The organism is Kitasatospora sp. SC0581 (assembly GCF_048159585.1).
Lineage (GTDB): Bacteria > Actinomycetota > Actinomycetes > Streptomycetales > Streptomycetaceae > Kitasatospora.
Window position 1 is genome coordinate 569,455 of record NZ_JBLRWA010000002.1, and the last position, 22,162, is coordinate 591,616.

The 22,162-nt window shown below is 74.6% G+C and carries 15 protein-coding genes; 8 read left to right on the forward strand and 7 right to left on the reverse strand.

Annotated features, from left to right (window positions below; translation table 11 throughout):
- Nucleotides 1-52: 52 nt before the first annotated feature.
- Nucleotides 53-946, forward strand: a complete 894-nt coding sequence (locus ACLWS4_RS05720) for a transketolase family protein (RefSeq protein WP_049654926.1) — start codon at nucleotides 53-55, stop codon at nucleotides 944-946.
- Between the two features lie 34 nt (nucleotides 947-980).
- Here the strand turns inward: ACLWS4_RS05720 and treZ are convergent, their stop codons facing one another.
- The 3 genes from treZ to glgX all read right to left on the reverse strand — a co-directional run bounded on the left by treZ (nucleotide 981) and on the right by glgX (nucleotide 7,492).
- Nucleotides 981-2,714, reverse strand: a complete 1,734-nt coding sequence (gene treZ, locus ACLWS4_RS05725) for a malto-oligosyltrehalose trehalohydrolase (protein WP_416873501.1) — start codon at nucleotides 2,712-2,714, stop codon at nucleotides 981-983.
- Nucleotides 2,714-5,158 carry a malto-oligosyltrehalose synthase gene (gene treY / locus ACLWS4_RS05730; RefSeq protein WP_416873502.1) on the reverse strand — a complete coding sequence of 815 codons (2,445 nt, stop codon included), beginning with the start codon at nucleotides 5,156-5,158 and terminating at the stop codon, nucleotides 2,714-2,716. The genes treZ and treY overlap by 1 nt, the downstream gene beginning before the upstream one ends.
- A gap of 126 nt (nucleotides 5,159-5,284) precedes the next feature.
- Entirely contained in the window at nucleotides 5,285-7,492 is a 2,208-nt protein-coding gene (gene glgX, locus ACLWS4_RS05735; RefSeq protein WP_416873503.1) for a glycogen debranching protein GlgX, read from the reverse strand.
- A 408-nt stretch (nucleotides 7,493-7,900) separates the two neighbouring features.
- On the opposite strand from glgX, the gene ACLWS4_RS05740 reads away from it, so the two are divergent.
- The 5 genes from ACLWS4_RS05740 (at nucleotide 7,901) to ACLWS4_RS05760 (ending at nucleotide 13,418) form a co-directional block, all read left to right on the forward strand.
- Nucleotides 7,901-9,175 (forward strand): SAV2148 family HEPN domain-containing protein, encoded by a 1,275-nt coding sequence (locus ACLWS4_RS05740; protein ID WP_063780326.1) that lies wholly within the window; start codon nucleotides 7,901-7,903, stop codon nucleotides 9,173-9,175.
- 60 nt (nucleotides 9,176-9,235) lie between these two features.
- On the forward strand, nucleotides 9,236-9,754 hold the full coding sequence (locus ACLWS4_RS05745; protein ID WP_416873504.1) for a GNAT family N-acetyltransferase: 519 nt from the start codon (nucleotides 9,236-9,238) through the stop codon (nucleotides 9,752-9,754).
- Between the two features lie 98 nt (nucleotides 9,755-9,852).
- On the forward strand, nucleotides 9,853-10,596 hold the full coding sequence (locus tag ACLWS4_RS05750) for an ABC transporter ATP-binding protein (RefSeq protein WP_416873558.1): 744 nt from the start codon (nucleotides 9,853-9,855) through the stop codon (nucleotides 10,594-10,596).
- Nucleotides 10,593-12,533, forward strand: a complete 1,941-nt coding sequence (locus ACLWS4_RS05755) for an FtsX-like permease family protein (RefSeq protein ID WP_416873505.1) — start codon at nucleotides 10,593-10,595, stop codon at nucleotides 12,531-12,533. The genes ACLWS4_RS05750 and ACLWS4_RS05755 overlap by 4 nt, the downstream gene beginning before the upstream one ends.
- Nucleotides 12,534-12,716: 183 nt before the next feature.
- Nucleotides 12,717-13,418 carry an exonuclease domain-containing protein gene (locus ACLWS4_RS05760; protein ID WP_049659490.1) on the forward strand — a complete coding sequence of 234 codons (702 nt, stop codon included), beginning with the start codon at nucleotides 12,717-12,719 and terminating at the stop codon, nucleotides 13,416-13,418.
- 40 nt (nucleotides 13,419-13,458) lie between these two features.
- Here the strand turns inward: ACLWS4_RS05760 and ACLWS4_RS05765 are convergent, their stop codons facing one another.
- From ACLWS4_RS05765 to ACLWS4_RS05780, 4 genes are all read right to left on the reverse strand, one after another.
- Entirely contained in the window at nucleotides 13,459-14,217 is a 759-nt protein-coding gene (locus ACLWS4_RS05765; RefSeq protein WP_416873506.1) for a DUF3592 domain-containing protein, read from the reverse strand.
- A 99-nt stretch (nucleotides 14,218-14,316) separates the two neighbouring features.
- On the reverse strand, nucleotides 14,317-15,330 hold the full coding sequence (locus ACLWS4_RS05770; RefSeq protein ID WP_416873507.1) for a polysaccharide deacetylase family protein: 1,014 nt from the start codon (nucleotides 15,328-15,330) through the stop codon (nucleotides 14,317-14,319).
- A gap of 173 nt (nucleotides 15,331-15,503) precedes the next feature.
- Nucleotides 15,504-16,412 (reverse strand): phosphotransferase enzyme family protein, encoded by a 909-nt coding sequence (locus tag ACLWS4_RS05775; RefSeq protein WP_241852726.1) that lies wholly within the window; start codon nucleotides 16,410-16,412, stop codon nucleotides 15,504-15,506.
- Between the two features lie 184 nt (nucleotides 16,413-16,596).
- Nucleotides 16,597-18,831 (reverse strand): MMPL family transporter, encoded by a 2,235-nt coding sequence (locus ACLWS4_RS05780; protein ID WP_416873559.1) that lies wholly within the window; start codon nucleotides 18,829-18,831, stop codon nucleotides 16,597-16,599.
- 636 nt (nucleotides 18,832-19,467) lie between these two features.
- On the opposite strand from ACLWS4_RS05780, the gene ACLWS4_RS05785 reads away from it, so the two are divergent.
- Nucleotides 19,468-21,600 carry an MMPL family transporter gene (locus ACLWS4_RS05785; protein WP_416873508.1) on the forward strand — a complete coding sequence of 711 codons (2,133 nt, stop codon included), beginning with the start codon at nucleotides 19,468-19,470 and terminating at the stop codon, nucleotides 21,598-21,600.
- 338 nt (nucleotides 21,601-21,938) lie between these two features.
- A complete protein-coding gene (locus ACLWS4_RS05790) occupies nucleotides 21,939-22,145 on the forward strand; it encodes a cold-shock protein (RefSeq protein WP_049657493.1) in 207 nt (68 codons plus the stop codon).
- Nucleotides 22,146-22,162 lie beyond the last annotated feature (17 nt).

Consider the following 22,162-nt stretch of genomic DNA (forward strand, 5'->3'; position numbering starts at 1 on the left):
CGGACCCGACCACCGACCGCCGACCACCCCAGTAACGAAAGGCACTTCACCGATGGACACCATGCGCGACCGCTTCGTGGACGTCACCACCCGCCTGCTGGACGAGGACCCCCGGCTGGCCGTGGTGCTCGCCGACATCACCGCGGCCGCCTTCGCCCCGGCCCAGGAGCGCCACCCCGACCGGGTCGTCAACGTCGGCATCCGCGAGCAGCTGCTGGTCGGCGCGGCCGGCGGCCTGGCCCTCACCGGGATGCGCCCGATCGCCCACACCTTCGCCAGCTTCCTGATCGAGCGGCCCTTCGAGCAGGTCAAGCTGGACCTCGTCCACCAGGGCGTCGGCGCCGTGCTGGTGAGCGCGGCGGGCTCGTACGACTGGCCGGCCGGCGGCCGTACCCACATGTCCCCGGGCGACGTCGCCCTGCTGGACACCCTGCCGGACTGGACGGTCCACGTCCCCGGCCACCCGGACGAGGCCGAGCGGCTGCTGCGCCACGCCTACGCGGACGGCGACCGCAACGTCTACGTGCGGCTCTCGGGGCACCAGAACGCGGCCGCGGTGCCGGTCGAGCCGGGCCGCTTCGCCACCGTCCGGACGGGCTCGCGCGGCGTGGTGCTCGCCGTCGGGCCGATGCTCGACGCGGTGCTCGCGGCCACCGGGGGCCTGGACGTCACCGTGCTGTACGCGGCGACCGTGCGCCCCTTCGATGCCGCCGGGCTGCGCGCGGCGCTCGGCGACCGGGCGGACGTGGTGCTGGTCGAGCCGTACCTGGCGGGCACCTCCGCCAACGAGGCGCACGCGGCGCTCGCCGACCGCCCGCACCGGGTGCTGGGCCTGGGCGTGCCGCGCGAGGAGCACCGGCACTACGGCTCGATCGAGGAGCACCTGGCCGCCTACGGCCTGGACGCCCCGTCGCTGCGGGAGCGGATCGGCACCTTCCTCTGGTAGCCGGCCGGGTGAGCCGGTCGGGTCGGCCGACGGCTCAGGTCAGCACGATCGCCACCGCGTCCGCCGCCACCCGCACCGCCGTCCCCTCCAGTTCCGCCGCCCCGAAGGCCGCGACCACCTCGCGCCCGGCGGCCCCCAGCGGCAGTGCGGCCTCCCGCGGCCCGAGGTTGACGGCGATCCGGTACGGCCCCCGGTGCACCACGAGCAGGCCCGCCGCCTCGTCGTACGTCACCCGCACCGCGCCGAGGTCGGGGTCGGACAGTTCCGGCCGCTCGCGCCGCAGCCGGATCAACTGCCGGTACCAGGCCAGGAGTTCGCTGTGCGGGGCGCGCCGGAGCTCGGTCCAGTCGAGGACCGAGCGCAGTACGGTGGCGGGTTCCTGCGGGTCGGGGACGGCCTCGGCGGCCCAGCCGTGCTCGGCGAACTCCCGCCGCCGGCCCTGTCGGACGGCCTCGGCGAGGTCCGGGTCGGTGTGGTCGGTGAAGTACTGCCAGGGGGTGGCGGCGCCCCACTCCTCGCCCATGAAGAGCATCGGGGTGAACGGAGAGGTGAGCACCAGGGCCGCGCCGCAGGCGAGCCGGCCGGGGGAGAGGCCGGCCGAGACGCGGTCGCCGAGCGCCCGGTTGCCGACCTGGTCGTGGGTCTGGAGGTAGCCGAGCAGCCGGTGGCCCGCGTCGAGCGGGGTGAACGGGCGCCCGTGGGTACGGCCGCGGAAGGAGGACCAGGTGCCGTCGTGGAAGAACCCCCGGGTGAGCGTCCGGGCGAGGGCGGCGAGCGGCTCGCGGGCGAAGTCCCGGTAGTAGCCGTGGGATTCGCCGGTGAGCGCGCAGTGCAGGGCGTGGTGGAAGTCGTCGCTCCACTGGGCGGTGAGGCCCTGCCCGCCCGCCTCGCGCGGGGTGGTGGTGGCCGGGTTGTTGCGGTCGGACTCGGCGACCAGGAACAGCGGCCGGTTGGTGGCAGCCGCCAACTTCCCTACCTCGGTGGAGAGTTCCTCCAGGAAGTGGACGGCCCGGTCGTCCGCGAGGGCGTGCACGGCGTCCAGCCGCAGCCCGTCGATCCGGTAGTCGCGCAGCCAGGCCAGCGCGCTGCCGATCAGGTAGGCGCGCACCTCGTCCGAGCCGGGCGCGTCCAGGTTGACCGCCGCGCCCCACGGGGTGTGGTGCCGGTCGGTGAAGTACGGCCCGTACGCGGGAAGGTAGTTGCCCGACGGGCCGAGGTGGTTGTGGACGACGTCCAGCACCACCCCGAGGCCCTTGCGGTGGGCGGCGTCGACGAAGCGCTTGAGCCCCTCGGGCCCGCCGTAGGGCTCGTGGACGGCCCAGGGCGAGACCCCGTCGTAGCCCCAGCCGTGCTTGCCGGGGAACGGGCAGACCGGCATCAGCTCGACGAAGTCCACGCCCAACTCGACCAGGTGGTCCAGGTGTTCGGCGGCGGCCTCGAAGGTGCCGCGGGGGGTGAAGGTGCCCACGTGCAGCTCGTACAGCACCGCGCCGGGCAGTGCCCGGCCGTGCCAGCCGGTCCGCGACCAGCGGAACCCGGCGTGGTCCACGGCGCGGCTGGGCCCGTCCGGGCCGTACGGCTGCCGGGCCGAGCGCGGATCGGGCAGCGGCGGGCCGTCGTCCAGCCGGAAGGCGTAGTCGCCCGCCGGGGCCTCGCCGGACCACCAGCCGTCCCGGTCCGGGCGGCGGGCCAACTCGTGGGCCGTGCCGTCGACTTCGACCCGTACCCGGGTGGCGGCGCGGGGCGCCCACACCTGGTAGACCGGCATCAGCCCCTCCTCGTCAGCAGCGCCACCGGCAGCGCCGTCAGCAGCTCCGCGGCCGGCACCGCGCCCGCCGGGAAGCCCCGCCCGGTCAGCTCGTCCGTCCACGGCCCGCCCGCCGGCAGCTCCAGCACGGTGTCGCGCCAGCCGCCGGCCCGCTCCAGCCCGTACGGCAGCCGGGTGACGGCGGTGACCACGTCCGCGCCCCGGGCGAAGGCCAGCAGGTGGTCGGCGGCCGGGCCGGCGGCGGGCAGCGGGCGGTAGGAGCCGAGCGGCCGGGAGCGGCGCAGGTGCAGCGCGGTGGCGGTGAGGTGCAGCTTCTCCCGGGCGAGGTCGCCGGGGCGCGGCGCGGCCGCGTCGGTGAGCCGCACGGCCAGCGCGCCGAGGTCCACCACGCCCCGGTTGTCCGGGTCCACCAGGGTGTACAGCGGCTCCTCGCCGCCCTGGTAGAGGTCCGGCACGCCCGGCACGGTGAGGTGCAGCAGCGCGGCGGCCAGGGTGTTGGCGCGGGCGTACGGGGCGAGGGCGTGCACGGCGCCCTCGACCCGGGGGAGCAGTCCGGGGTTGCCGTGGACGGAGCGGGCGCGCTGCTCCAGGGCCCGCTCGTAGCGGGGGGCGGGGGTGGTCCAGGAGGTGTGCAGCTTGGCCTCGCGGACGGCCTTGAGCAGGGCGGCGGCCAGCCGGTCCGGGTCGATCGGCCAGGCGGCGACCAGGGTGTGCCAGAGCAGCCAGTCGGCGTCCCGGTCGAGGCCGGGCGCGGCGGGGCCCGCCGCGGTGGACCAGGCGTCGACCTCGGCGGCCCAGGCGTCCGGCCGCTCGGCGAGCACGGCGAGCCGGGCCCGGGCGTCGGCGCTGCGCTTGGTGTCGTGGGTGGAGAGCACCGTCATGCCGTGCGGCCAGGTGCGCTCCTGGGCGCGGCACCAGTCGTGGAACTCCGCCGGGTGCAGTCCGGGCCGGGCCGGCTCGCCGCCGACCTCGTTGAGGCCGGGCAGGGCGTTCCAGCGGTAGAAGGCGGTGTCCTCGACGCCCTTGGCGGCCACTGCGGCGGCGGTCTGGGCGAAGCGCGCGCAGAACTCGTCCTTGTCCGCGCCGCGGCCCAGCTCCCCGAGCGCGAGCGCGGCCACCAGCCGGTCGGTCGGGTCGGCGGAGTCGTCCAGGGCGGCCCGCAGCTGCCGCGCCGAGGCGGCCGGGACGGCCTCGCCGGGCCGGGCGTACGGCCGGTACGCCGGGTAGCCGGTGAGCAGCCGGCCGAGCGCCGCGCGCAGCTGCCCCGGCGCGTGGTCGGCGTGCGCGGGCTCGGCGGCGCCGATCCGCAGCGCGATCCGGACCAGCCGCTCGACCTCGGCGGCGAGTTCGCCGTCCGGCCCGGTCATGTCGGCCCGCCCGCGCCGGGCCTCGGCGACCGCGGGGTGCGGGTCCGCGCAGAGGTCCCGGACCGGGCCGCCGTGCAGGAAGGACTCGTACGCCCCGGCCAGCCGGCAGGCGCCCGCGTGGTCGAGGAGCACGCCGTCGATCCGGCGCAGCGCGTCGTAACCGGTGGTGCCGGCCACCGGCCAGTCCTCGGGCAGCCGCTCCTCGCCGGTGAGGATCTTCTCGACCACCACGTACGCGCCGCCGGTGGCGTCGGCCAGACGCCGCAGGTAGCCGCGCGGGTCGGCGAGCCCGTCCGGGTGGTCGATCCGGAAGCCGTCCAGGACGCCGTCGGCGTGCAGGGCGAGCAGGACGGCGTGGGTGGCGGCGAACACCTCCGGGTCCTCGGCGCGCAGCGCGATCAGCTCGTTGACGGTGAAGAAGCGCCGGTAGTTGAGCTCGGTGCGGGCCAGGCGCCACCAGGCGAGCCGGTACCACTGGCGGGCGAGCAGCCCCTCCAGCGGGAGCCCGGAAGTGCCGGGGCGCAGCGGCAGCTCGTGCTCGTGGTAGCGCAGGGTGTCGCCGTCCACGGTGAGCCGGTCCAGCACGGCGCCGAGCCGGTCGCCGAGCAACGGCAGCAGCACCCGTCCGCGCCCGGGGGCGTCGGCGGGGCCCGGCTGGGCGGTCCAGTCGATGTCGAACCAGTGCGCGTACGGCGAGTCGGGCCCGTCGCGCAGCACCTGCCACAGCGGCCGGTTGAGCCGTTCGGGGGCGGGCACGGCCATGTGGTTGGGCACCACGTCGGCGATCAGGCGCAGGCCGTGGCGGTGCGCCTCGGCGGCCAGCGCGCGCAGCGCCGGTTCGCCGCCGAGCTGCTCGCTGATCCGGGTGTGGTCGACGGTGTCGTAGCCGTGGGTGGAGCCGGGGACGGCCTCCAGCAGCGGGGAGAGGTGCAGGTGGGAGACGCCGAGGGCGGCCAGGTAGGGGACGGCGGCGGTGGCGTCGCGGAGGGTGAAGCCGGGCTGGAGCTGGAGGCGGTACGACGACGAGGGGACGGCGGCGGCCGGGCGGGGCTGCGCGGGCTCGGCGGCGGGGGTCATAGCTCCATAGGTACCCGGGGGAGGCCGCCGCCAAGACCCGCTGCTGACCCGAACAGGTGACCGCCCCGGCCGTCCGACGGCCTCACGCGCCCCCGTACGAGCCGGTCCGGGGCCGCCGTCACCGTGCTACGCGGGCCGTTGCAGCACCATCAGCGAGCGGTCGGTGAGCCAGAGGGAGTCCCCGGCCTTGACCCGGGCGCCCGTCCCCGGGGCGGGCAGCCGGGACCGGGCGGTGTCGACCACGACCTGCCACTCCTGCCCGTGGTCGGCGGGCACGGTGAACTCCAGCGGCTCGAAGTGGGCGTTGAACAGCAGCAGGAAGGAGTCGTCGACGATCCGCCCGCCGCGCCGGTCCGGTTCGGAGATCGCGTAGCCGTTGAGGAAGACGGTCAGCGACTTGGCGTAGCTGGCGCCCCAGTTGCGCTTGGTCATCTCCTCGCCGGCCGGGGTGAACCAGGCGATGTCGGTGAGGTCGTCGAACCCGCCGACGGCCGGCCCGCCCGGGCCTTGCGCGCCGGGGCCGTGCCCGCCCCGGCCCAGTACGGCGGAGGCGGGCCCGGCCGCCCCCGGCCGCCCGGACACCGGCCGGCCGTGGAAGAACCGCCGCCGCCGGAACACCGGGTGGTCGCGGCGCAGCCAGATCATCCCCTGGGTGAACTCCAGCAGCCGCGCCTGCGGCCCGTCGTCCTGCGGCCAGTGCACCCAGGTGAGCTCGTTGTCCTGGCAGTAGGCGTTGTTGTTGCCCAGCTGGGTGCGGCCGAGCTCGTCGCCGTGCGAGAGCATCGGCACGCCCTGGGAGAGCATCAGGGTGGCGATGAGGTTGCGCTGCTGGCGCGCCCGCAGCTCCTCGACGGCCGGGTCGGCGGAGGGGCCCTCGACGCCGCAGTTCCAGGAGCGGTTGAAGGACTCGCCGTCCCGGTTCTCCTCGCCGTTGGCCTGGTTGTGCTTCTCGTTGTACGAGACCAGGTCGCGCAGGGTGAAACCGTCGTGGCAGGTCACGAAGTTGATCGAGGCGATCGGTCGGCGGCCGTCGTCCTGGTAGAGGTCGGAGGAGCCGGTGAGCCGGGAGCCGAACTCGGCGAGGGCGGCGGTCTCGCCGCGCCACAGGTCCCGCACGGTGTCCCGGTACATGCCGTTCCACTCCGTCCACAGCGGGGGGAAGTTGCCCACCTGGTAGCCGCCCTCGCCGAGGTCCCAGGGCTCGGCGATCAGCTTGGCCTGGGAGACCACCGGGTCCTGCTGGACCAGGTCGAAGAAGGAGGAGAGCCGGTCCACCTCGTGGAACTGCCGGGCGAGGGTGGCGGCGAGGTCGAAGCGGAAGCCGTCGACGTGCATCTCGGTGACCCAGTAGCGCAGCGAGTCCATGATCAGCTGGAGCACGTGCGGGCTGCGCATCAGCAGGCTGTTGCCGGTGCCGGTGGTGTCCTCGTAGAAGCGCTGGTCCCGGGCGAGGCGGTAGTAGGAGACGTTGTCCAGGCCGCGCAGCGACAGTGTCGGCCCCAGGTGGTTGCCCTCGGCGGTGTGGTTGTAGACGACGTCCAGGATCACCTCGATCCCGGCCGCGTGCAGCGCCTTGACCATGGACTTGAACTCCTGCACCTGCTGGCCGCGGTCGCCGGTGGAGGAGTAGGAGGAGTGCGGGGCGAAGAAGCCGACGGTGTTGTAGCCCCAGTAGTTGGCCAGGCCCAGGTCCCGCAGCCGGTGGTCGCGGACGAACTGGTGCACCGGCATCAGCTCGATCGCGGTGACGCCGAGCTTGGCCAGGTGCTCGATCACCGCCGGGTGGGCCAGGCCCGCGTACGTCCCGCGGATCTCCTCGGGGATGCCCGGGTGCAGCCGGGTGAGGCCCTTGACGTGGGCCTCGTAGATGACGGTGCGGTGGTAGTCGGTGCGCGGCGGGCGGTCGGTGCCCCAGTCGAAGTACGGGTTGATGACCACCGAGTGCATGGTGTGCGGGGCGGAGTCGAGGTCGTTGCGGCGCTCGGGGGCGCCGAAGTGGTAGCCGTAGACCGACTCGTCCCAGTCGATGTGCCCGCTCATCGCCTTGGCGTACGGGTCCAGGAGCAGCTTGGCGCTGTTGTGCCGCTGGCCCAGGCCCGGGTTGTACGGGCCGTGCACGCGGAAGCCGTAGCGCTGGCCGGGCTGGATGCCCGGGAGGTAGGCGTGCCGGACGAAGGCGTCCGTCTCGCGCAGCTCGACGGCCGTCTCGGAGCCGTCCTCGGCGATCAGGCACAGCTCGATCCGGTCGGCGCTCTCGGAGAACACCGCGAAGTTGACGCCGGCCCCGTCGTAGGTGGCGCCGAGCGGGTAGGGAGTACCGGGCCAGACCTGCATGACTCCTCAACTTCCTTGCTGCCGACGGAAACTGACGTGTAGTCCGATGAATGGCCCGGCCGTCCGCCCGGACCCGGACGCTCTCTTCCCGGCCGGACGGCCGGGCATGTGCGCAAGCGTGCGCCGTGACGCACAGCACAGTCGCCGTGACGCGCGGCACAGCGCATACTCCCCGAGCCCTCCCCCGGCGTCCGGGAGATCCGGCCCGGGTTGGGCCGAACGAGCGCCCGTCGGGCATTCGTGTGAAGAGTGCTCCCGGTGGTGCGGGAGAGCCCCCGGGCATCCGGCTGCGGGCGGCTCGCGACGGGCAGTACCCTTGATCGTCCGGCCGCCTGGGCCGACTCCCGACAGCCCGTCAACGGTCCCCGCGCCCGCGGGGGTCGGTGCGGCGACCAGATGAGGTGGCGCATGGTGTTCCCCGCCGGCGGCCGCGGCACCGGGCCCGACGGGCCCGGCCGGGGCGCGGCCCGCAGCGAGGCGCCCACGGTGGTCATGCGCCCCACCCTGACCGGCCGGGCCCTGGTGCCCGCCCAGAGCGGCCCCGTCGAGATACCCGCCCTGGCCTGGTCGGCCGCCGAGTGGGAGGACGCCTACCAGCGGGTCCGGCTGTCCGGCCGCGCCTACGTCTGGCTCAACCTGGTCGAACAGCGGCTGCGCGCCCTCGTCGACGAGGTGCTGCACCCGATCTACGCCCCCGCCCACGGCGAGGACTGGGTCACCGCCGCCGCCGGCCCGGCCGGCGAGGAGTGGGCGCACCGGGCCGGCGCCGTGCGCGAGGTCAGCCGCCGCAAGGGCTACCTGCTCGACCCCGCCGACGACGACCCGCTGGTCTTCCTCACCCTGCCCCAGCTGCGCGAACTGATGGTGCAGCACTGGCCCTGCTTCGAGCCGTACCTCGCCGACCGGCGCGAGATCGAACTGGCGCTGGACGAACTGGAGGTGGCCCGGCACGTGGTCTCCCGCAACCGGGTGCTCACCCAGACCGTGCTGGCCCAGACCGAACGCGCCGCCGCCCGGCTGCTGGCCGTCCTGGACGGCGGCGCCGGCGGGGTGCCCGCCGACGTCGTCGAGTCCCTGGTGGCCGGCCGGTACGCGGACGTCGTCGCCGTCCACGCCGACCGGGTCCGGCTCCAGCGCGACCTGCCCGTCGAGGACCTGCTGGACGGCGCCCGGCGCCTGGACGCGCTCGGCATCGGCCTCGGCATGCTCTGCCAGAACTACACCGGCAAGCGCCTGGTGCGCCTCGCCGGCGAAGGCTGCCGGGTCCGGCTGCTCTTCCTCAACCCGGCGAGCAGCGCCGTCCGCCGCCGCGAACGCGAACTCGGCCTCGGGCGCAGCGAGTTGTCCCGCTCCATCGAGATGAACATCATGCACGTACGGCGGGTCCGGGCCCGGCTGCGGGACCAGGGCGGCTTCGAGATCCGGGTCTTCGACGAGACCCCGCGCTTCACCGCCTACCTGGTCGAGGGCCCCCGCACGCCCGGCCAGGCGGGCGGCCGCCGCCAGGGCCGCGACCTCGGCGTCATCCAGCCCTACCTGCGCCGCGCCCGCGGCATGGAGTCCCCGGCCCTGGTGCTGCGCGGCGGCGCCGGCCAGCAGCCCGGCGGCACCGAGCCCGGACTGCTGGAGGTCTACCGCGAGGAGTTCGAGGGCATCTGGGCCGACTCCCGGTCCGTCTCCTAGGCCGCGCCCTTGCCCGAGGCGGCTGGTCGGGGCGGCGGCGCGGCTGCCAGACTGCGGGCCGTGAACAGCGACCCCGCCTGGAGCCTGCGCCCCGCCACCCCCGACGACCTCGAACCCGTCACGGACCTCAAGGCCCGGGTCATGCGCGCCGACCTGGAACGCCTCGGCCGCTGGGACCCGGCCCGCTCCCGCGAGCGGGTGCGGGCGTCCTTCTCGACCAGGTACACCTCCGTGCTCCTGGTCGACCGGGCCTTCGCGGGCTGCGTCACCGTCCGCCCCGACGAGCGGGGCGGACGCCACCTGGAGCTGTTCTACCTGGCCCCGCACCTCCAGGGCCGGGGCCTGGGCACCGCCGTCCTGCGCCACCTCCTCGCCGAGGCCGACGCCGCCGGAGAACCGTTTCGCCTCGTCGTCCTCCGCGGCAGCGCCGCCCAGCGGCTGTACGAACGCCACGGCTTCACCGTCGTCCACGAGGACCCGGTCGACGTCCACCTGCACCGCCCCGTCGGCGGGACCGGAGTCCGCGAAGCCGAAGCCCGCGCCGAAGTCCACGCCGGGGCACGGCGGCTGACGGTGTAACTGGCGGCGTAGCCGACGGCGTAACTGGCGGCATAACGATTCCCCCAAACGCCCTGGTCAGGGCCGTGACCCCCGTGGTAGGTGTAGCCCCCGTGAAGATCACGGGGGAGAGCGGGGCCGTACTGCGCCTCGACGACGTACACCGCACCTACGGAACCGGGCCGGAGGCCGTACGGGCACTCAGAGGGGTGGACGTCGAGTTCGCCCGCGGCGGGTTCACCGCCGTCATGGGCCCCTCCGGCTCCGGCAAGAGCACCCTGCTGCAGTGCTGCGCCGGCCTCGACCGGCCCGACAGCGGCCGGGTCACCCTGGACGGGACCGACCTCTCCGGGATGGGCGAGACCGAACTGACGGTGCTGCGCCGCGAACGGATCGGCTTCGTCTTCCAGGCCTTCAACCTGGTCGGCTCGCTCACCGCCGAACAGAACGTCGGCCTGCCGCTGCGGCTGGCCGGCCGCCGACCCGACCCCGCGCAGGTGCGCCGGGCCCTCGCCCAGGTCGGCCTTGGCGAGCGCACCGGACACCTGCCCTCCCAGCTCTCCGGCGGCCAGCAGCAGCGCGTCGCCATCGCCCGCGCCCTGATCACCCGGCCCCGGATGCTGTTCGCCGACGAGCCGACCGGCGCCCTCGACTCCGCCAGCAGCCGGGACGTCCTCGCCCTGCTGCGCGACCTCGTCGACCGCGAGGGCCAGAGCACCGTCATGGTCACCCACGACCCCGTCGCCGCCGGCTACGCCGACCGCGTCCTCTTCCTCGCCGACGGCCGGATCGTCGACGACCTGTCCCGCCCCACCGCCCAGCAGGTCGCCGAGCGGATGACCGCCCTGGAGACGGCGGCATGACCTCACCGCTCACCCTGCTGCCCGTCGCCGCCGCGAGCCTGCGCCGCCGCAAGGCCGCCTTCGCCGGCTCCTACGTCGCCCTCACCCTCGGCGTCCTGCTCGTCGCCACCACCGGCAGCCTGCTGAACGAGACCGCCGGCGACGACTCCCCGCTCGGCGCGCCCTCCCTGCACAAGGTGCTCCAGTTCACCGCCGCGATGGCCGCCTTCGTCGCGGTCTTCGTCGTCGCCGGAACCTTCGCCTTCGCCGTCGCCCAGCGCCGCCAGGAGATCGCGATGCTGCGCGCCGTCGGCGCCACACCGCGGCAGATCGTCCAGCTGATCACCGGCGAGGCCGCCGTCGTCGCCCTCGCCGCCGCCGTCAGCGGCTGCCTGCTCTCGCTGCCCGGCGCCCCCGCCCTCGCCGCCTGGCTGGCCGCCCGCGGCGCCGCCCCCGACGGGTTCACCGCGCGCCCCGCCGCCGGGCCGATGCTGCTCGCCGCCGCCGTCGGCCTGCTCGTCGCCCTGCTCGGCGCCGTCACCGCCGCCCTGCGGGCCGGCCGGGTGCGCGCCGTCGAGGCGCTCGGCGACGCCGCCGCCGACCGCCGGGTCATGACCCCGCTGCGCTGGACCGGCGCGCTGCTCGGCCTGACCGCCCTGGCCGCCACCGTCGGCTACTACCTGGCCGCGCCCACCCTGCCCGCCGCCCCCGGCGACCAGCCCGCCGACCCGCAACTCGCCTCCCAGTGGGTCCTCGGCGCCGACCTGCTCGCCATCACCGCGCTCGCCCTGTTCGCACCGGCCGTCGTACCGCCGCTGCTGCGGCTGCTCAGCGCCCCGCTCACCCGGGCCGTCGCCGCCGCCCCGCTGCTCGCCCGGCAGAACGCCCTCACCGCCGTGCGCCGCACCGTCTCCACCGCCACCCCGGCCTTCCTCACCATCGCGCTCACCGGCACCGTGATCGGCTCCACCGCCGCCTTCGCCGACGCCATGACCGCCCAGAACCGGGCCACCACCGCCGCCCGGTACGTGCTGCGCCCCGCCGCCGCCCCGCTGCCCGCCGACGCCGCCCGCCGGCTCACCGCCGCCCGGCCCGACCTGCACGCCACCGCCACCACCGCCACCGTGGTCACCGGCCTCGGCGCCGCCACCGCCGACTTCGACGACCACGGCGAGGACTCGCCCGCGAGCGTGCCCTCCGCCGCCACCGTCGTCGACGGCGACCTCGCCACCGCCTGGACCCTGCCCGCCGTCGACGGCAGCGCCGCCGACCTGCACGGCGCCACCCTCGCCGCCTCCACCGACCAGGCCCGCGGCCACGGCTGGAAGCTCGGCGACCAGGTCAACCTGCGCCTCGCCGACGGCACCGTCACCAGCCTGCGGCTCGCCCTGGTCTACCGCACCCAGCTCGGCCTGGACGAGGTCCTGCTCAGCGGCGAGGCCACCGCCGGCCACCTCGCCGACGCCCGCCCCGCCGCCGTCCACCTCGACGCCGAACCGGCCGACCGGCTCGGCGGCACCCTCACCGACGCCCGCGACCCCGGACCCGACCCCGGCGCCCACTACGCCTGGATCGCCACCACCACGATCCTCGGGCCCGCCCTGCTCTACGCGCTGATCGCCATCGTCAACACCATGGTGATGAGCACCGCCGACCGCCGCCGCGACTTCGCCGTCCTGCGGCTGGCCGGGACGGTGCGCCGCCAGGTGACGTGGATGGTCGCCCTGGAGGCCGTCCTGGTCGTCGCCACCGCCGCCCTGCTCGCCCTCGCCGTCACCGCGCTCACCCAGTACGGCACCACCGCGCTGCTCGACCACCGCGTCCTGGCCGGCCAGGCCGCCGTCCCCCTCCGCCTGCCCTGGACCCCGCTCGCCGCGAGCACCCTCCTGTGCCTGCTGCTCGCCGTCGCCTCCAGCGTCCTCCCCACCCGCCTCGCCCTCCCCGCCCGGCCCCGCTAGCGCGCCGCCCAACAGCCCTACGGGGTCGGGCGGTTGCCCCTCCCGGAGCCTCCCGGAGGCCTCCCGGACCGGCGCGGCGGGCCGCCCGGCGGGCCGCGCCCACGGCTCCCCGCGGGACGGGTTGTCGGTGGGGCGGGTGATGATAGGGGCTGTTTCGAGAGGCAGGACGGAAGGACACACCTGATGAGCTGGTGGCAGCAGCCACTGGTCGGCTTCGACCTGGAGACCACGGGCACCGACCCGGCCGTGGACCGCATCGTCACGGCCGCGCTCGTGGACACCGTCGGGGCCGCCCGGGTGGACGCCGCGCACTGGCTGATCGACCCGGGGGTGCCGATACCCGCCGAGGCGGAGGCGATCCACGGGATCGGTGACGAGGTGGCGCGGAGCAAGGGCAGGCCGGCGAAGGAGGCGGTGGAGGAGATAGCCGCCGCGCTGTGCGAGCGGATCGCCGCCGGGCGGCCGGTCGTGGCGTTCAACGCGCCGTTCGACCTGTCGCTGCTCGACGCCGAGCTGCGCCGGCACGGGCTGGCGACGCTCGCCGAGCGCCTGGGGCGGCCGGTCGGGCCGGTGCTGGACGCGCTGGTGATCGACCGGGCCGTGGACAAGTACCGCAAGGGCTCGCGCACCCTGCAACGGGTCTGCGAGCTGTACGGGGTGGAGCTGACGGACGCCCACGAGGCGGGCAGCGACGCGCTGGCCGCCGTCCGGGTCGCCGTCGCGCTGGCCGGGCGCTACCCGGCCGAGGTGGGGGCGGTGCCGCTCGCGGAACTGCACCGCCGGCAGATCGACTGGTACCGGCAGTGGGCCGAGGGCCTCCAGGCCTGGCTGCGCCGCGGCAAGGACCCGCAGGCGGTGGTCGACCCGCGCTGGCCCGCCCGGTGAGGCCCGCCGGCCGCGTCCCCGACCTCACGGGACGGAACACCTAGGCCCGCGGTCGGACACCCTCCGGCGGGGGCACGATGGCGGCCTCGGCGGTGTCCGGTGCGAGCGGGTCGTAGCGGACGGTCATCAGCTGTCCGACCCTCGGCGCGAGGTAGGCCTGGATGCGGATCGCGCAGACCAGGCTGCGCTGGACGCCGTCGGGGGTCGTGTAGCCGACGGTGAGCCGGAACTGGGGCTGGGCGTAGCCGCTGGGCTCGCCGGGTTGGACGGCGGTGACGGTGCCGGCGGTGCTCACCCCGTGGGCGGCGAGCCGGTCGGCGACCGTCCGGGCGGCGCGGTACGCGCGGTGCTGCGCGCGGAGCCGGGACTCGGAGTGGACGACCAGCGGCAGGGTGAGCGCTGCCAGGATCACGAGGGCGGGCAGGGCGGGCCGGTACGGTCCGCCGGGGCCGAAGGCCGCGCCGAGCGGCCCGAGCAGCAGGGCGAGGAACAGCACGCCGCCGGGGGGAAGCCGGTTCGGGGCCCCGGCTCCGGGGGAGCGGCCGACCCGGCCCGCCGCCAGCATGCCGGTCAGCCAGCAGAACAGGGCGCCGGCCCAGTACGCCTGGGTGGCGGCCGAGCCGAGGCAGAGCTGCTGGGTGCAGGTCTCCGGCTCCCGGTAGGCGACCACCCCGGCCGCGAACAGCCGGCCGGCCAGCGCGCACAGCGCCAGCAGGAGCAGCGCCGCGACCGCCCGGCCGAAGCCCAGGCGCGGTTCCAGGTAAGGGAGTTGCTTGCTCGACGGGGGACCGGCAGTCATGCCCGGAGGCTAGTGCGACGGCCGGGGCGGGCGGTACGCGCGCCCGCCGTCCGGTCGGTGAACGAGGGGGAAACTCCGCGGCGGCGGGCCCCGACGGCCCTACGCGGCAGGGAAGTCGAAGGTGTAGCCCTGGGCGACCAGCCAGGGCAGCAGCTGCTTGAGCGCGGCCACGGTCTGGCTGCGGTCGCCGCCCCCGTCGTGCATCAGGACCACGCCGCCGGGCTTGAGCTGCTTCTGCACGGCCGAGACGATCGCCGGCGTCCCCGGGCGGGCCCAGTCGCGCGGGTCGACGGACCAGCCGAGCGAGGACATCCCGAGGCTCGCGGTGATGTGCTCGTTGTCGGCGTTGAAGCCGCCGCCCGGGGCGCGGAACCAGCCGACCTCGGTGCCGGGGCCGCCCGCCTGGAGGATCATGTTCCGGGCGGCGGTGATCTCGTACGCGGCCTTGTCGTGGGGGAGCTTGGCGAAGGGCTGCGGGTGGTGGACGCTGTGGTCGCAGAGCCGGTGCCCGGCGGCCAGGATCCGCTTGACCATGGCGGGGTTGGCGGCGGCGTTCTGGCCGATCTGGCAGAAAGTGGCCTTGGCGTGGTACTGGGCCAGCAGGTCGAGGATCTGGCCGGTGGCCGGGCCGGGGCCGTCGTCGAAGGTGAGCGCGACGGTGCGCCCACCGGAGGCGGTGGAGCCGATCACGGTGCCCGCCCCGGTGTGCGGGGGCGGCGCGGCGGGCGAGGACGGGTCGGCGGCCGGTGCGGTCGGGGTGGCCGGTGCGGTGGGCGTGGCGGAGAGGGGGGTGCCGGTGGCCGCGGTCGGGTGCGGCTTGGCCGGCGCCGACGGGGAGGAGGGGGAGGCGGCCGGGGAGCCCGCGCCCGGCGGCACGGCGTCGGAGCCGGGGGTCGGCGTGAGGGCGGTCGCCGCCGTCCCGCTCGGCCGGGCGTCGGCCGGGGACGCCGTCCCGGTGGTCGCCGCCGCGCTCGGCGGCTGGAGCGCCCCGCTGGCGGTCCCGCACGCGGCCAGCCCCAGGGCGGCGGCCACCGCGGCACAGCCCGCGAGCAGCCGGCGCCGGGATCGGGACAGTCGGTTCGGGGCGGAGGGGCGGCGGGCGGTCCGGTGCATGGCGGCGGCTCCTGAGGTGCGAGTACGGTGCCGATCTCTCGGGTCAGGATGACTGTCCGATAGGACGCCGATCGTACGTGCACCGGTTGCCGACCGGACCGAACCGCCGTAAGAGTCTTCTCACACTCGCCCCGGTGGCGGCCCCGCGCCGCCGCGGGTACCGGAGGCGCCCGTCAGAACGGGTACCAGCGCACCTCGGTGGCCCCGTCCCGCAGCGAGTCGACCCGGCGCCGGAACTCCTTCAGCGCGGCCGGGTTGCTGGCCGCCTGCTGCGCCACCCAGGAGGCACTGGCCGTCTCCCGGGCGCCGCGCAGCACCGTGAAGCCCGGCCACTCGCGCACGTCCCAGCCGTACGCCTCGGTGAACGCGCGGTACTCCTCGGCGGGCACGCCGTACCGGTCCTGGCTGAGCGCGAGGACCACCAGGTCGTGCTCGCGCAGGTCGTTCGCCATGAACTCCAGGTCGAGCAGCACCGGCCCGTCCGGGCCGACGTGGATGTTGCGCGGCAGCGCGTCGCCGTGGATCACCCCGGGGTGCAGCCGCGGGACGAGGTCGGGCAGGGCGGCCTCGAAGGCGTTGCGGCGGTGGCGCAGGAAGGCGACGTCCGCCGGGTCGACGTGGCCCTCGGCGGAGGCCAGCCAGCGCTCGACCGGGGCCAGCAGGTCGCGCCGGCCGAGGGTGAAGGGCGGCGGCGGCAGCTGGTGCAGGGCGCGCAGCAGCGGGGCGAGGTCGACCGGGCGGGCGGGCCGGACGGCGGGCGCGAGCCGGTGCCAGAAGGTGACGGGGTGGCCGTCGGCCAGCTGCGGCTCGGGCGCCACCGCGTCGTACGGGCGGACCACCGGCACGTCCTGGCCGGCCAGCCAGTGGGCGAGCGCCAGCTCCCGGTGCGCCCGGTCGTACAGCTCGGGACCGCGGCCGACCTTGGCGACCACGGCCGGGTCGCCGAGGTCGAAGACGGCGTTCTCGCCGAGCGCGAGCAGTGTGGCCCCGTCGGGGGCGGCCAGCCCGGCCGACTCGCAGGCCTGGGCGAGGAGCAGCCGGGCGCGGCCCTCGTCGAAGGGGATCATGACTGGGGTTCCCATTCCGCCGACGTTCATCCGGGGGACCCCGGACGGTGATCATCATGACGCACGGACGCCGGGCCCCGCGCGCTGCGGGGCCCGGCACCGGACGCGTCGGGCGGGTGGGACAAGCCGGACGGGTCGGACAGGTCGAACGGGTCGGACAGGTCGGACAGGTCGAACGGGTCGGGGAGGCCGGGGAGGCTCAGACCCCGGCCCGGCGGTGGCGGGCCCCCTCCGCCGGCCCGGCCGACTGGGCGGGCAGGCCCCGGTCGGCGCCGGCCGGCTGGACGGGCTCGCCGTGCGAGAGGTCCGGCAGCCAGTTCAGCCAGCGCGGCAGGTACCAGTTGCGGTCGCCCAGCAGGGTCATCACCGAGGGCAGCAGCACCCCGCGGATCACCGTGGCGTCGATCAGCACCGCGACCGCGAGGCCGACGCCCATCTGCTTCATCACCTGCATGGACAGCGAGCCGAAGACCGAGAACACCGCCACCATGATCACCGCGGCGCTGGTGACCACCCCGGCCGTGGAGCGGATGCCGTCGGCGATCGCGGCCCGGGTCGGCAGGCCGCGGTCGTGGCCCTCCTTGATCCGGGAGACCACGAACACGTGGTAGTCCATCGAGAGCCCGAAGAGGATCACGAAGAGGAACAGCGGCACCCAGGACTCCACCGCGCCGACCCCGGCGGTGCCCAGCAGCGAGGCGCCCACGCCGTGCTGGAAGACCAGCGTCAGCACGCCGTACGCGGCGCCGACCGAGAGCAGGTTGAGCACCACGGCGGTGGCCGCGACGACCGGGGAGCGGAAGGTGGTGAGCATCAGCAGGAAGGCGAGGACGACCACGAAGCCGAAGACCAGCGGCATCGAGTCGCCCATCTTCCGGTTGAAGTCGTACGACCCGGCGGTGTCGCCGGTGACCGGGGCCTCGGTGCCGGGCACCGTGAGGACGGTGGCGGGCACCAGCTCCTCGCGCAGGGCCCTCAGGGCGTCGTTGCTGGTGGCGTCGTTGCCGGTGCCGTTGAGCGGGATGTCGACGGTGGCGACGTTCCTGTCGGCGTGCACCGTGACCTCCACCGGTCCGTGCATCCGCCCGCTCGCCAGGGCCTTCGCCTTGAGGTCGGCGATCGCGGCGGTCATCGCGGGGGAGTCGATGTCGGCGGCCTTGATCACGACGGTGGCGGGGGCGGGGCTGCCGGGGAAGGCGGCCTCGATCTTCTGCGAGGCGGCGACCAGGGCGTTGCCCGCGGGCAGCTGCTGCTGGAAGGTCAGCTTGGCGGTGTGCATGGTGAGCAGCGGCGCGGCCAGGGCCAGCAGGAAGGCGCCGGCGAGCAGGGTGGCGGCCAGCGGGCGGCGCAGCACCGGGGTCAGCACCGCGTTCCAGAACCGTCCGCCGGTCCGCGCGGCGTCCGGGCGGCGCAGCTTGGCGAGGAACGGCACCCGGCCCTTCTCGACCCGGTCGCCGAGCATCGACAGCAGCGCCGGCAGCACGGTGAGCGAGCCGAGCACGGCGGTGATCACGACCAGGATGGTGGCGAAGGCCATCGCCTTGAAGGTGGCGATCCCGGTGAGGAACATCCCGGCCATGGCGACCACCACGGTGACGCCGGAGACCAGCACCGCCCGGCCGCTGGTGGCGGCGGCCACGGCCAGCGCGGTGGCGGCGTCGCGCCCGGCGGCCCGCTCCTCGCGTTCGCGGCGCAGGTAGAAGAGGCAGTAGTCGACGCCGACGGCGAGGCCGACCAGCAGCATCACCGAGGAGGCGTCGCCGCTGGTGTGCAGGAAGCCGCTGCCGAGCGCGACCAGTCCGGCGGCCGCGACGAAGGCGGTGAGCGCGAGCACCACCGGCAGCACGGCGGCGACCAGCGCGCCGAAGGCGACCAGCAGGATGCCGAGGGCGAGCGGCACGGCCGTCCACTCGGCGCGCGCGAAGTCGTTCCCGACCTGGTCCCGCATCCACTTGCCGGAGCTGGCGTCGCCGAGCTGGACGACGGTGAGGTCCGGGTGCTGCTTCTGCACGCCGGCCACCGCGTCCAGCACCGGCTGGACCTGGTCCGCGGCCTCGGTGCGGTCGCCCTTGAGGGTCAGCGTCACCAGTGCGGAGTGGCCGTCGGCGGAGACCGCCTTGGTGTCGTACGGCGAGCGGACCTCGGCGGCCCGGCCGGTGCCGTTCACGGCGGCGACCACCTGGCCGACGGCGGTGCGGAACTCCGGGTCGTCGGCGGTGCGGGTGGCGCTCTGGACCAGGACGGTCTCGCCGGCCGGGCTCTTCAGCCCGGCCTCGTCGAGGATCCGCGCGGCCCGGGAGACCTGTCCGGGGACCGACTCGGCGTCGGTTATCTTGACGCTGCCGTGGGCGGAGCCGAGCGCGGCGGCCAGGACGACGAAGAGCAGCCAGCCGAACACGGCGGTCTTGCGGTGCCGGGCGCTCCAGGCGCCCATCGCGGCCGCCAGGCCGAGTCTGGACTTCACGGGCTTCACGGTGGTTTCCCCCCTGGGAGAGCGGCGGTCGTCGCTGGACGGGAGCGGCGGGGGCCCTGGGTCGGGGGACCGCCGCTCTGGGGTGCGCCGGCTGCGCTCCGGCGTCCCGATCGACAGTAGGGAAGCCGGTCCTGACGGGTAATCCGGCTGGCGGGTGGCCGTTTCCTGGTGCTTCCTTCGGGGCCCGGGTGGGGTTTTCCCTACCCTCCGACCCCGAGATCTCCTCCTGGGGGGTAGGGGATGCTCCTCCACCCTGAGGGGGAGATGACTCCACCCGGAGCACGAGGTCAGGAGGGGTGCGTCCGGGAGAGACTGGGCCGGGGCCGCTTCGGGCGGCCCGACGGGGGTTGAAGCACACGGGGGCTCCTTGCCGGGCGGCAAGCAAGTACTCGTAGGATGATGCCCCAAACCTACTTACCTGCCGACCGGCAAGGGAGTGCCGTCGGCACTCCCCGCGCCGGTCCTGCCGTCGCCCAGCGTCCCGTCCCCCAAGGGCTGCGGTGAACCATGCCCAGGAGGCACACGAGCATGTTCCACCGACTAGGACAATTCGTCGTTCGCCGTGCGTGGTGGGTGATCGCCGCATGGGTCGTCGCGATGATCGCCATCGTCGCGTCGGCGCCGAAGGTCACCTCGCAGACGGACGAGTCCGCGTTCCTGCCCAAGCACTACGAGTCCATCCAGGCGGCGCAGCTCCAGGGACAGGCCTTCCCGTCCAGCTTCACCCCCTCCGCGCTGCTGCTCTTCGAGCGCAACGACGGCCAGGCGCTCAACGACGGCGACCAGGCCACGATGGACAAGGTCGTCAAGGGCCTCACCGACGCGCACATCCCCGCCGTCGAGATGATCCTGCCCGTCGACCCCAAGGCCTCGAAGTCCAAGGACGGCAAGTACGCGCTGTCCATGGTCGGCATCGACAAGACCAAGATGCAGACCACGGAGTTCACCGACGCCGCGAAGAAGCTCCGCAGCGAGGGTTCCAAGCTCGCCGACGGCTCCGGGCTGAAGTTCCAGGTCGGCGGCCAGGCCGCGAGCAGCCTGGACCAGCAGGACGCCTCTGGCGCCACCGACGCCATCGTGATGCTCGGCAGCCTGCTGCTCGTCATCCTGATCGTCGGCGTCATCTTCCGCAGCATCCTGGCCGGCATCCTGCCGGTCATCCTCTCGCTGGCCATCGCCATGCCGGTGTCCAACGGCCTGATCGCCCACGCGATCGACATATTCGACCTGAAGTCCTCCCCGATGACCTCGGCGATCCTGATCATCGTGGTCCTCGGCGTCGGCACCGACTACTTCCTCTTCCTGGCCTTCCGCTACCGCGAGCGGCTGCGCCTGGGCGAGGACCGCAAGACGGCCGTGGCCAACGCCGTCGGTCGGGTCGGCGAGGCGATCGCCTCCGCCGCCGGTGCCGTCGCCGTCGCCTTCGCCGTGCTGGTCCTCTCCAGCCTGGGCATGTTCACCGCGCTCGGCCCGGCGCTGGCCATCGCGGTCGTCGCGACCGCTCTGGTCTCGCTGACCCTGGCTCCCGCCGTGCTCGCCGTCATCCCGTCCAGGGGCGTGTTCTGGCCGGGCAAGAAGTGGATGCAGGAGCCGAAGAACGCCCGCTTCGCCGCGCTGGGCCGGATCACCGGCAAGAAGCCCGGCCTGGTCGCCCTGGCCTCGGGCGGTGTCCTGGTGGTGCTGGCCCTGGCCGGCATCAACTACAACGGCACCTACGACCTGGCCGGCAGCTCGATGCCCAAGGGCAAGGAGTCGATGGTCGTCCAGGACAAGCTGATGACCGCCTTCTCGGCCGGTGCCACCGACCCGAGCCACGTCTACCTGACCAGCACCAACGGCGCCAAGCTCAGCGACTCGGCGATCAAGGACTTCGCCGGGAAGCTCCAGGGCGTCCCCGGGGTGGCCAGCGTCGTCGCGCCGTCCACCGGGGCCAAGACGGTCAACGCCGACGGCACCACCGGTGACTTCACCGTCCTGCTCAACGACGCGCCGGCCTCCAACAAGGCCATCGACACCATCGAGAAGGTCCGGGACACCGCCCACGCGTCGGCCCCGGACGGCAGCAAGGCCCTGGTCGGCGGCATCACCGCGGTGTACAAGGACATCAACACCGCGATGGTGCACGACTACACGCTGGTCTTCCCGATCGCGGCCCTGCTCATCATGATCATCCTGGGCCTCCAGCTGCGCAGCGTGGTCGCGCCCTGGTACCTGATGGCCTCGGTCGGCCTCGGCTTCGGCGCCACCCTCGGTGCCACCACCCTGCTGTTCCAGAACGTCAAGGGCGAGCCCGGCCTGATGTTCATGCTGCCGATCTTCATCTACCTCTTCGTGGTGGCGATCGGCACGGACTACAACATCCTGATCATCGCCCGCCTCCGCGAGGAGGCCCGCGAGGGCCGCAGCCCGCGCGAAGCGGCCAGCGAGGCCGTCAAGCACGGCGGCCCGACCGTCGCGGCGGCCGGCTTCATCCTGGCGGCCTCGTTCGCGACCTTCATGCTCGCGGGCAACGTCCTCTTCATGGAGCTCGGCTTCTCGCTGGCCTTCGGCATCGTGCTGGCGGCCTTCGTGATGGCGATGTTCTTCACCCCGGCGCTCACCGCGCTGCTCGGCCACCGCGCCTGGTGGCCCGGCCACGCGGACGCCCCGGGCCACGGCCACGGCCACGGCGAGGGTCCGGCCCCGGTGGCCGGCGCCCACGGGATGCCGGAGCCGGCCGGCCGGCGCTGAGCCGACCGGGTCGGTGTGAACGGTGCCCTGACCCGGCCCTGACCGGGTCGGTACGAACAGGCGGCGCCCCGCTACGGCGGGGCGCCGCTGCCCCGTTTCCGAGGCCACCAAACGTGATCTCCTGGGCGGGAAAATCCCCGGTCAACCCCCGTGCCACCGTGCTACAGTCGAAGCAGTTGCAGTTTTGGTTCCCATGAACGTGGTGTGCGCCTGCTGGTACCAACCGACAGGCGCATTTGTTTTGTCCGGTGTTTCAGTCTCCGGATGGGGATCGCGGCTACCACGGGGATCCACGAGGTGTGGATCCCTGATGCCCCCAGGATTTAGAGGAGACGGTTATGGCTACCGGCACCGTGAAGTGGTTCAACAGCGAGAAGGGCTTCGGCTTCATCGAGCAGGATGGTGGCGGCGCCGACGTGTTCGCCCACTACTCGAACATCGTTGCCCAGGGCTTCCGTGAGCTGTTCGAGGGCCAGAAGGTCGAGTTCGACGTCACCCAGGGCCAGAAGGGCCCGCAGGCCGAGAACATCCAGATCATCGGCTGACGTCAGCCTCCACGCTG